Annotated in this window: 11 protein-coding genes; 7 read left to right on the top strand and 4 right to left on the bottom strand. The window is 48.4% G+C overall.

The features are described 5' to 3' along the window. Positions 1-184: 184 nt before the first annotated feature. The 3 genes from IQ235_RS09540 to IQ235_RS09530 all read left to right on the top strand — a co-directional run bounded on the left by IQ235_RS09540 (position 185) and on the right by IQ235_RS09530 (position 2,294). Entirely contained in the window at positions 185-754 is a 570-nt protein-coding gene (locus IQ235_RS09540; protein ID WP_264321244.1) for a Uma2 family endonuclease, read from the top strand. Between the two features lie 189 nt (positions 755-943). Further along, a complete protein-coding gene (locus IQ235_RS09535; protein WP_264321243.1) occupies positions 944-1,282 on the top strand; it encodes a P-II family nitrogen regulator in 339 nt (112 codons plus the stop codon). 670 nt (positions 1,283-1,952) lie between these two features. Beyond that, entirely contained in the window at positions 1,953-2,294 is a 342-nt protein-coding gene (locus IQ235_RS09530) for an STAS domain-containing protein (protein ID WP_264321242.1), read from the top strand. A 92-nt stretch (positions 2,295-2,386) separates the two neighbouring features. Here the strand turns inward: IQ235_RS09530 and IQ235_RS09525 are convergent, their stop codons facing one another. The 3 genes from IQ235_RS09525 to IQ235_RS09515 form a co-directional block, all read right to left on the bottom strand. After that, on the bottom strand, positions 2,387-3,403 hold the full coding sequence (locus IQ235_RS09525; protein WP_264321241.1) for a hypothetical protein: 1,017 nt from the start codon (positions 3,401-3,403) through the stop codon (positions 2,387-2,389). Between the two features lie 53 nt (positions 3,404-3,456). Beyond that, positions 3,457-3,612, bottom strand: a complete 156-nt coding sequence (locus IQ235_RS09520; protein WP_264321240.1) for a hypothetical protein — start codon at positions 3,610-3,612, stop codon at positions 3,457-3,459. A 122-nt stretch (positions 3,613-3,734) separates the two neighbouring features. Further along, positions 3,735-3,899, bottom strand: coding sequence for a metallothionein (locus IQ235_RS09515; RefSeq protein WP_264321239.1), 165 nt, complete (start codon positions 3,897-3,899; stop codon positions 3,735-3,737). 264 nt (positions 3,900-4,163) lie between these two features. Between IQ235_RS09515 and IQ235_RS09510 the strand changes: the two genes are divergently transcribed. Next, a complete protein-coding gene (locus IQ235_RS09510; RefSeq protein WP_264321238.1) occupies positions 4,164-5,648 on the top strand; it encodes an alanine/glycine:cation symporter family protein in 1,485 nt (494 codons plus the stop codon). Between the two features lie 294 nt (positions 5,649-5,942). Continuing rightward, complete coding sequence (locus IQ235_RS09505; RefSeq protein ID WP_264321237.1) at positions 5,943-7,442, top strand: alanine/glycine:cation symporter family protein; 1,500 nt, start codon at positions 5,943-5,945, stop codon at positions 7,440-7,442. A gap of 81 nt (positions 7,443-7,523) precedes the next feature. Here IQ235_RS09505 and IQ235_RS09500 read toward each other — a convergent pair whose 3' ends face one another. Then, positions 7,524-7,652: a hypothetical protein gene (locus IQ235_RS09500; protein ID WP_264321236.1), complete on the bottom strand. Its 129-nt coding sequence runs from the start codon at positions 7,650-7,652 to the stop codon at positions 7,524-7,526. On the opposite strand from IQ235_RS09500, the gene IQ235_RS09495 reads away from it, so the two are divergent. After that, complete coding sequence (locus IQ235_RS09495; protein ID WP_264321235.1) at positions 7,651-8,580, top strand: phosphate/phosphite/phosphonate ABC transporter substrate-binding protein; 930 nt, start codon at positions 7,651-7,653, stop codon at positions 8,578-8,580. The genes IQ235_RS09500 and IQ235_RS09495 overlap by 2 nt on opposite strands. Further along, the coding region (locus IQ235_RS09490) for a HAMP domain-containing protein (RefSeq protein ID WP_264321234.1) at positions 8,577-10,157 on the top strand (1,581 nt) is incomplete at its 3' end. The genes IQ235_RS09495 and IQ235_RS09490, both read left to right, overlap by 4 nt.

The raw sequence follows: 10,157 nt of genomic DNA, 5'->3' as shown, positions 1-10,157 counted from the left end.
GTATTAGTATTGCTCGCATATCGGTTAGGAATGAGGATTGAATAACCTGTGCAATGTGCAATCAAGCTTACCCACCTCCCGAGAGGGGAGATCTCGGAGAATCAGCCTACTCATTCAATCGGAGATCTTATTAAATCCTCGATCTTTAGTTGAAAACATTTAAATTTCACGAAGATGAGCTGCGATGACTGCCACAACACCACGACCCACCCAACTTTCTTTAGAAGCGTTTTTGGCAATGCCAGAAACCAAACCCGCCAGCGAATATATCAACGGTCAAATTCATCAAAAACCCATGCCTCAAGGTGAACACAGTCTTTTACAAACTGAGCTGTTAGCAGCAGTTAATCGAGTTTCTAAACCTCAGAAAATCGCTCATGCTTTCCCCGAACTTCGTTGTATTTTCGGAGGAAGAGCGCTCGTTCCCGATATTACTGTATTTGAATGGTCGAGAATTCCTAGAAAAGAAAACGGTCGGATTGCCAATCGGTTTGAAACCTACCCAGATTGGACGATCGAAATTCTTTCGCCAGACCAATCTCCCAATCAAGTGATTCGGAAAATTGTATTTTGTCTTCAGCAGGGTACGAAATTGGGATGGTTTCTCGATCCTTCTGATGAATCTGTAACGGTATTTCAACCCGATCGCCTGCCGGAATTTAAAGAAAAAGACGATCTGCTCCCGGTTCTCGATATTCTGGGAGATTGGCAGCTTTCGGTGAATGAATTATTTAGTTGGTTGAGTTTAGATTGAGCGCTAATTTGTGAGAAAAAATCCCAATCTCTAGAAAGAGAGTTGAGGCGGTCGGCTCAATTGTTATGGTATGATGACTCGTCTCGTATCTAAATGCATCGATCGATACAACTCGATCGCGTGTTTTGTAGGCATAGGATCCGTCACGAATTCAGCCATACCAACCCAGAAACGATTGAGGAGAGAACGATGAAAAAAGTGACTGCCACGATTCGTCCCTTTAAGCTAGAGGATGTCAAACTCGCTTTAGTCAATGCCAACGTGTTAGGGATGACGGTGACTGAAGTTCGGGGATTCGGTCGTCAGAAAGGTCAAACCGGTCACTATTTGGGAGTCAACTACGAAATTGAGTTTCATAAAAAAGTCAAAGTCGAGGTGGTGGTTGAGGAGGACCAAGTGGATGCGATCGTAAAACTATTGAGCGCTGCGGCTCGCACGGGTAAAATTGGTGACGGCAAAATTTTCATCGAATCCGTTGAACGAGTCATCCGGATTCGGACGGGAGAAACGGGTCTAGAAGCGCTGTGATGGCGCGCGCGGGATACTCGACGACTAAAGCAATCGTTTCATCATCCAAGATCGTTTTTCCTCGATAATTTCGCTCGATCGCTGCCGAAATCGGTAAAGCTTACGCAAATATACAGAGAAAAGCCGAGACACCCTTTATATAAGATAAACTTATCAAACGAACGAGTTTCTGGGGTTTTACGGAGCTTCGAGCTTTTGAATAAATATGAAGGACTGAAGAAAAACTGTTACGTCACAGAATCTTCGCTGAAGAGCTAACTTGCAATTTAAATTGGCAGAGTCAGCGTTTTGTCTTTAAAGGAACACTATATTTTTTGATTTTACAAATAGTTATAAAGATAATCGGCATAATCGGTTTGTAATATAAAAATTGTGTAAAACAGGATATTAATTATACACAATCGATAGAAGTCAACCGTACCATCACATAAGAGAAAAATAAATCATACGATCGAGTGAAACGATAGTGAATATGCTCATTCAGATAGCTTGGATTCTTAATTGATATCTTTCTGAGTCGATTTATGTACTTTTGGGTAATTAAGCATTCAATTTATGCCAAGCGTTCGGATGAAAATTCAAACGACAAAAATGTATAAAAATGACTCGCTCTAATTCACTCACTCGAAAATGATTTTTGTGGCAAGTCAACTAGGGTAAGGACATGACGATGGAAATTACAATGAAGGATTGCTTCATCCGGTGCGATCGAGAAAAAGCGATCGTTGATTTTCAAAACCCTTCTCTCTCTGGAGGAGAGAATTGTGCGTTTGTCAGTAAGTTTTTGAATTTTGCGATCGAAACTCAACCACCTTTCGTCGTCTTGAATCTACAAGGATTACAATCGATCGATAGTTCGGGAATTAAGATGCTCTCGAAGTTTGTAATTCAAGTGCGTCACCAGAAACGAATCCACATGACAGTTCTGGGTTCTAAAGAGATTGGCTGGCATCAGAATTCTTTGACGTATTTGCGATCGTTGATGCCAAGTTTGAGACTGGAGTTAACTTGACAGAAACATTGTTGAGAAAAGCGACGCTATATCATATCGATAAAAAAGTAAGTTGGGTAAGTCTTCACTTTACCCAACTGAACCTTTTAAAGTCATAAACCTACATTTAAAACTTCTGGGTTATAGAGAACGATAAAAGTTCCGAAAATTTCACTCGTCTCTGAAGAATCGCTTTCTCCCGTATTTTTAGGGATGGGTGCTAGCATGACATGACGAACTAAGCCATTTTTTTTAGCTTGATAGAACTGTAGTTCGCCTTGATTTGGTAGAGTTTCGATTTGAAATCCTTTTCTGGCTAAATAAGGCTGTATAAATTCATCGTATAAAGTGGTGATTTCAATTGCCTTATCTTTTTTTTCAGGGTTGATAACAAACGTGATTTCTAGAACACCTGGCTTTAAATTTCCAAGACTGAAACTCGAATTTGCTACTTCAAAAAATCGATCGGTTAGTTGTGGAGATGTTGCCAGGTAGAAATACATTTGGTCTATATCTTTTAGTAGACTTCCTGTACCCTCTTCATCATCTTCTGGCAAACGAGCTAAATATTCTTGAATCCCTTCATCTATATTTTTTACAGCATCTTTTAAATTATTATCGACTTCCCCAGCAATATCTGAAGATACTCCTCCTAGAGCGGGATTTGGATTAACTTTAGGTGCTAGGCCATCCAATCTACGTTTTTTGTGCCTGAAGTTTGAAGTATTTGTTTCGGATGAAGTAACATCAGGCTGTTGTAATGCTGTAGATTCTTCCCGTATTCTTCTCTGAGAAACTGTCGTCGCGAAAGGTGGTGTAGTCACTTCGTCGGGTTCGTAGGTTTCCTCCTCAGCTGACACATTCTCGGATTCGGGTTCGTAGGTTTCCTCCTCAGCCGACACATTCTCGGATTCGGTTTGCGCTGTCGTCTTCTCGGTTTCGGATTGCTGTAGAGAGTTTACCGGAAGTGTTGTCAGCGGTACGGTGGCGATGGGTTCGGGTTCGGGTTCCGGCGCTTCGAGATCTAGAGAAATTGGCAGGCCCAGGAGGAAACCGTGAACGCTCAGGGAAGCGAGTAGAGTTAACCAACCCCAAATCTGCCATCCTAAAGAGACTTTCATCCGTTCCATGAATTGCGATCGGGTTTATCGTAGAACCCGGTTTGAACGAAAACGACGTTGACCTAATCCTGAGTATAACGACTCACCTGATAGCGATCGCCACCCCTCGGTGGAGACTCGCTACTCAGTATAAACCACACTTCGAGAAGTTGTCTTTTCTCCATCTCCTCAATCTCTACACAACTTAAAACCGTCAGACCGGATGGTTCTGTGGGCAATGACGGGTTCTGAGACAATCTCCATCCACGCATGCAAAAAACCGATTCCCCCTGAGAAAACACCCCTTGAGAAATCGGTTCTTCGATCGAATCTAGGTACTCGGTCTTGATGCTCTTGACGACTAACCGCAAGAACAACCGCTATGAGAGCAACTCTCACCCTTTTGATGACCGGTGGCGCACGCCTCGCTACAGTAATACTTCCCATCTTTGGAGAGCGCTGAATCTGTGGAAACAACACACAGGCAAGGTTCGCAGGCGCATTTCATTTGAGTAACGGTAGTCATGGCTTTTTGTTAATGGGTTTGACATTAATAAATTAACATATGAGCAAGTATTCATGCAATGGAAGTGACCCAGAGCGAGACCCTAAGACACGCGCGAGAGCGAGGAACGATAGAAGAGCTAGGGTTTTCAAATCACAATCCTTCCGGCACAATGAAACAAACATTTCATCGCTTTGAGCGATCGCCCAAGCTCGACTGCAACAGTCACGAACAGACAAAGCGGTTAAAACAGAGTTGAGATCGAAAGCAAGACCCCCAATCCTTATGAAACAACGCTGGATTTTATTTTTTCTCCTTCTAGTTTTTCCCACGGCAGCATTAGCCCAGGCAGAAGAGGCGACCCAAGGGAACCTTTTTGTCACTTTGGATAAGCTCTTCGCCCAGATTGTGGCGGTGATGTCCTCCGTCCTCTTTTTCAGTATTGGTGGCATTCCCTTCATCGTCATCTGGCTGATTGGCGGAGCGCTATTTTTCACCTTTCGGATGAGCTTTATCAACATCCGCGCCTTCAAACACGCAATTTTTGTCGTTTTGGGACATTACGACGATCCTGAAGAAGAAGGAGAACTCACCCATTTTCAAGCGCTTTCGGCAGCACTTTCGGCCACCGTCGGTTTGGGAAATATTGCCGGGGTGGCGATCGCCATCAGCGTTGGCGGGCCCGGTGCGGTGCTGTGGATGACCCTAGCCGGACTGTTCGGCATGACCAGCAAATTTGTCGAATGCACCCTGGCCCAGAAATACCGCGTCGTTAAACCCGACGGTCACATTTCCGGTGGCCCGATGTACTATCTTTCTCGGGGTTTAGCCGAACGGGGGTTGCGTCCTCTGGGCAAAGTATTAGCCGTCTTATTCTCTATTCTGTGCATTGGTGCGTCCTTGGGGGGCGGCAATATGTTCCAGGCCAATCAATCCTACGCCGCAGTCGCCAATATCATTCCCATACCGAGCTGGGCTTACGGTCTAGGGGTTGCCATTCTGGTTGCCCTAGTTATTTTGGGCGGCATCAAGCGCATCGGGTCTGTTGCAGCCGCCCTCGTACCATCCATGTGTTTGATTTACGTCCTCGCAGCGTTGTGGATTTTGCTAACAAATCTGACGCAAATTCCCGTCGCTTTCGGGACGATTTTCCAAGGAGCTTTCTCCCCCGAGGCGATCGAAGGGGGATTTGTCGGCGTGTTGGTACAGGGGATTCGACGAGCGGTGTTTTCTAACGAAGCTGGTATCGGTTCGGCCGCCATCGCCCATGCTGCCGCCCGAACCGACGAACCCGTACGAGAAGGTATCGTTGCGTTGCTCGAACCCTTTATCGATACCGTGGTGATTTGTAACATGACCGCTTTGGTGGTGGTGATTACCGGAACTTACCAGCAAAGCGATCTCTCAGGAGTAGATATCACCTCGGCTGCCTTTGGGACAGCCATTAGCTGGTTCCCGATCGTTTTGTCTCTAGCAGTGTTTTTGTTTGCCTTCTCCACGATGATTTCATGGAGTTACTACGGCGAACGGGCTTGGACTTTCCTGTTTGGGGAGGCAACCATGCCCGTTTACCGAGTCTTATTTGTCCTGTGCGTTTTTCTCGGATCCATCTTCAATTTGGGAGCCGTCCTCGATTTTAGCGATATGATGCTGCTTTCCATGGCATTTCCCAACATGCTCGGCGGCTTTATACTCTGCGATCGAGTCGCCGCAGAGACCAAAGATTATATGGAACGCCTGGGCAGCGGGGTCATGCCCGTTTATAAGTAGGGCTTCGGGAGGCTTAGGAGGCTTCGGGGGCAAGGGAAGAGAATTAAAAACTAGTCTTGGAATGTTGAACGGGACGGAAACCGACACCGCCCACTTTCGGTCAAAATTAAAAATTTAGACTTCCTTGTCTCCCTTGTCTCCCTTGTCTCCCCTCGGTCGGCGTTCCCTTGCGTCTGTCGCCGATGCGGGGTCCGACCGCTCCCCGTCCCCCCGTCTTTGAAGAACTTCATCATTTTGCCCGGTTTTTCGATCGAAACCCTTGAAGTTATTCATTAGACGCACCCAACAAAATTCATGCGAAGATGCTGGCTTTTTGGGTGGCTATTTCTGGCTGTGCCAGTGGTCATCTTAGCTCAAGCCCAAGACCGATCGATCGATCGGTTTATCGATGCAACCAACGCGGTATTCACTCAGATCGTAGAGGGGATGACGAATATTCTCTTCTTCAGTCTCGGTGGGGTTCCGTTAATCGTCCTGTGGTTGAGTCTGGGGGCGATATTTTTCACCTGGCGGATGAATTTTGTGAATTTATGGGCACTCAAACATGCCCTCTTCATTGTCTTGGGACGCTACGACGACCCAGACGAGGCCGGAGAAGTCACCCATTTTGAAGCGCTTTCTACGGCCCTTTCTGCCACCGTCGGATTAGGGAATATTGCCGGGGTGGCGATCGCCATTCAGTTAGGCGGTCCCGGTGCGGTATTTTGGATGACGGTGGCGGGATTATTCGGCATGACGAGTAAGTTCGTCGAATGTACCCTCGCCCAAAAATATCGCATCGTCAAATCCGATGGCACCGTTTTGGGAGGCCCGATGTACTACCTCTGGCGGGGTCTATCTGAAATGGGACTGCATCCTTTAGGTCAAGGTTTGGGAATCTTTTTTGCCTTTGTGTGTCTGAGTTCTGCGTTGGGTGGGGGAAATATGTTCCAAACCCACGAATCCTACATTGCCGTCTCTCGCATCTTTCCCTTACAGAACTGGCTTTATGGCTTCTTGATGGCGAGTTTAGTCGGAGCCGTCATTCTCGGGGGGATTCGTCGAATTGCCAAGGTTGCCTCCACTCTCGTACCGCTGATGGCCGCGATCTATACCCTTGCTTGCCTTTGGGTTCTTGGCGTCCATGCAACCGAGCTTGGGGGAGCGATCGCGACCATCCTTCGAGAAGCGCTCTCTCCAGGTGCAGCAATTACCGGCGGGGCGATCGGAGTTTTCGTTCAGGGGATTCGCCGCGCCGTCTTCTCCCACGAAGCCGGACTGGGGTCGGCAGCAATCGCCCATGCCGCCGCTCGCACCCGCGAACCGATTCGAGAAGGACTCGTGGGATTGCTAGAACCATTTATCGACACCGTCCTCATTTGTAATATGACAGCCCTGACAATCGTCGTCACCGGAGCCTATCAATTCGATTATGCCGACGGTCTCGCGGGGGTTCTGATGACCTCTAAAGCTTTCGGAACGGTTATTCCCTGGTTCCCCTCAATGCTCGCGGCTGCCACCTTTTTGTTTGCTTTGTCTACGATGATTTCTTGGAGCTACTACGGAGAGCAGTGCTGGATTTATCTGGTGGGGGAGAAGTACTCTCTAGTTTATCGCCTCTTATTTGTCTTCTGTATTTTTTTGGGTTCGGTGCGGGAAGACTTAACCACCATCATCGATTTTAGCGATATGACATTTTTCGTGATGGCGTTTCCTAATTTACTTGGCTGTTTTCTCTTATCGGGAAAAGTGGCCGCCGATCTCGACGACTATATGAAGCGACTCAACAGTGGGAAAATGGAGCATCGAGGTTAAAAAATCGAGAAAGGAAAGAAATATTAGTCGAGCGATCGACAATTCTAAACACAGCGAAGCGATCTCCATTTTTGGGCTAAGTTAGACTACGATCGGATCGATATGGGGATGGAGATCGAGTGGTGAAATAAACGATCGCTCGCGCTCGTTCCCTATCCACACATCGATCGCCCAAGCGCGAAGAAAGGAAATCGTCCCCTGAGAGTACATGCTACGTCAAATGTTTCCTCGAACGGCTTTAGTGAGTGCAATATTGGCTATAAGCGCAGCTTGCGCCGACGAACCCATCTCCACCCCCCTTGCGAGTCCACCACCAACCAACTCGATCGTCATCGGCGATATCTCCGACGAACCCATAGAAGCCATTTCTCAAACGCAACCCTTTGCCGATTACGTCGCCGCCAAGCTAGAAGCGTTCGATATCGGCACGGGGGAAGTCAAAATCGCGCCGGATATGGCAACAATGGCCGAGTGGCTCGAAGCGGGGGATGTAGATATCTACATCGATAGCCCTTACCCTGCGCTAATTGTCAGCCAGAGATCGGGCGCGCGACCCACTCTGCGACGCTGGAAAGATGGGATCGCCCAATACAATACCGTTATTTTTGCCCGTGCCGATAGTGGATTGAACTCCCTAGAGGATTTGAAAGGTCGAGCGGTCGGATTCGATGAAGAATTTTCGACCTCGGGATATCTACTACCCCTGGGATATATCGTAAAATCGGGATTTAAAGCCGTAGAACTAAAAGATGCCGCCGCCCCCGTACCCGCAGATCGAATCGGATATATTTTTACCGGGGAAGACGACAATACCATTCAGTGGACGATTAGCCAGAAAGTGGCTGCCGGAGCCATTGATGCACCGAGTTTTGAAGAAATTCCCGAAAGCACTCGCGCCCAATTGACAGTCATCGCCCAAACCGAAACCGTTCCCCGTCACGTCGTATTATTCGAACCCAACATGGAACCACAACTCCAAGCGGCAATTTCTGGCGCTCTCGTTAGTATGGAAGAAACTCCTCAAGGCAAATCAATTTTAAGGCTGTTCGGCGACACCTCTGAGTTCGATCGAATTCCCAGTCAACACGATCCCTTACAATCCGCGCGCGAGTTGTACGAAAAGATTCAGAGCCAATGAAAAGGACGCGACACCTGAGTTGGAAGCGATGGCCGATCTCCGTTAAACTCGCCCTGACAATGACCTTTTCGATGGTGGTTGCGGTGGGTGGCGTTACTTGGCTATCGCTGCGTCGCGAACGGCAAAGTTTTCAGACGGAACTCGAAGTTCGAGCCGAATCGATTTTGGATTTGGTCTCGGCAACCTCTGCCGATGCCCTCTACCGATTAGATATCAAGGATTTATCTGACCTGTTCGCCCAACTCGCCCGGCAAGAGATTGTCGTCTCCGGAACCATCTACGATGCTCAAGGACAGGCGATCGTGGAGACCGATCGCGTCATCCCCACCTACAGTCTCGTCTCCGATCCCTTGGGAGAAGCATTGCTAGAGGATCCAAAAACGGTTTTTCTGTGGCAGGAAGATCGACTGGTGGCCGGCAAAGCCGTGCGAGTTGGAAACCAAGAGATCGGAGCGATCGGCGTGAGTCTGTCTACTACGACCTTGAAGCAAAAAATGGCAATCGTTCGCCAGCGTGGAATGTGGGTTGCCCTATGCTCGGTCGGTGGGGGGGTTTTGCTTGCCTTATTCGTCAGTCGTTCCATCACCGGAACTCTCAAGCGCATGGTTGATGTGACCGGGCAGATTGCGGCGGGAGATTTCGATCGAACCCTAACGGTGGAGAGCGAAGACGAATTTGCCCTGTTAGCAAATGCCTTCAACAGCATGACCTCCCAAGTTCGCAACATGGTGACTTATCTCGAGCATCGGGCTGAGGAGCTTCAGAAAAGCGAGGAAAAAAACCAGGCACTTCTCGAGGCAATTCCCGATGTCATGTTTCGCGTGCGCCGAGATGGGATGTATCTAGACGTGCAAGTGTCTCCCGAACAGCGGGGGCAACTGCTCCTTTCCCCCAGCGGTATTCTCGGCAAACATCTAAAGGAAGTCTTACCCGTCCCGATTGCCGATCGCATCATGTATTATGGCAAACGGGCGCGGGAAACCGGTAAAGTGCAAATTTTCGAGTACCAGCTCGAAGTTCCCGACAAGCGGGAAGAAGCGAAGTCTCAACTGCGAGATTTTGAGGTGCGGCTGACGGTGAGTGGAGACGATGAAGTGTTAGCCATCGTCCGAGAGATTACCGAGCGCAAGCGCTACGAAGCCCAAATTGAAACCGAACGCCACCAGCTCCAGCAAATTATCACCCACGCCCCCGTGGCGATCGCCATGTTCGATACCCAGATGCGGTATCTCGCCTACAGCGATCGATGGCTCCAAGAACACGATCTCCAAGATCGAGTATCCATCGGCGATCTTTATTACGAAGGCGTTTCCGATTTACCCGACACTTGGAAAGCGGCCCACCAGCAGGCGCTAACGGGAGAAGCCCTCTCCTGCCCCGAAGACTGCTGGGAGCGCACAGACGGTCAGAAAATTTACCTGCGCTGGGCGCTCCACCCCTGGTATATCGATGGGGGTGAAGTTGGTGGGGTGGCCATCGCCATCGATAAAATTAACGAATTGGTGGAAGCGCGGGAAGCCGCACTCGAAACGGCTCGCATCAAGTCCGAGTTTTTGGCCAATATGAGCCACGAAATC

Source organism: Zarconia navalis LEGE 11467 (assembly GCF_015207075.1).
Classification (GTDB): Bacteria; Cyanobacteriota; Cyanobacteriia; order Cyanobacteriales; family Geitlerinemataceae; genus Zarconia; species Zarconia navalis.
This window is presented reverse-complemented; position numbering and strand designations above follow the sequence as displayed.

Excerpts from the sequence above, each read along its gene's own strand:
- IQ235_RS09505 (WP_264321237.1), top strand. The coding sequence starts at position 5,943 with ATGCGAAGATGCTGGCTTTTTGGGTGGCTATTTCTGGCTGTGCCAGTG.
- IQ235_RS09540 (WP_264321244.1), top strand. The coding sequence starts at position 185 with ATGACTGCCACAACACCACGACCCACCCAACTTTCTTTAGAAGCGTTT.
- IQ235_RS09525 (WP_264321241.1), bottom strand. The coding sequence starts at position 3,403 with ATGGAACGGATGAAAGTCTCTTTAGGATGGCAGATTTGGGGTTGGTTA.
- IQ235_RS09495 (WP_264321235.1), top strand. The coding sequence starts at position 7,651 with ATGCTACGTCAAATGTTTCCTCGAACGGCTTTAGTGAGTGCAATATTG.
- IQ235_RS09530 (WP_264321242.1), top strand. The coding sequence starts at position 1,953 with ATGGAAATTACAATGAAGGATTGCTTCATCCGGTGCGATCGAGAAAAA.
- IQ235_RS09515 (WP_264321239.1), bottom strand. The coding sequence starts at position 3,899 with ATGACTACCGTTACTCAAATGAAATGCGCCTGCGAACCTTGCCTGTGT.
- IQ235_RS09535 (WP_264321243.1), top strand. The coding sequence starts at position 944 with ATGAAAAAAGTGACTGCCACGATTCGTCCCTTTAAGCTAGAGGATGTC.
- IQ235_RS09500 (WP_264321236.1), bottom strand. The coding sequence starts at position 7,652 with ATGTACTCTCAGGGGACGATTTCCTTTCTTCGCGCTTGGGCGATCGAT.
- IQ235_RS09510 (WP_264321238.1), top strand. The coding sequence starts at position 4,164 with ATGAAACAACGCTGGATTTTATTTTTTCTCCTTCTAGTTTTTCCCACG.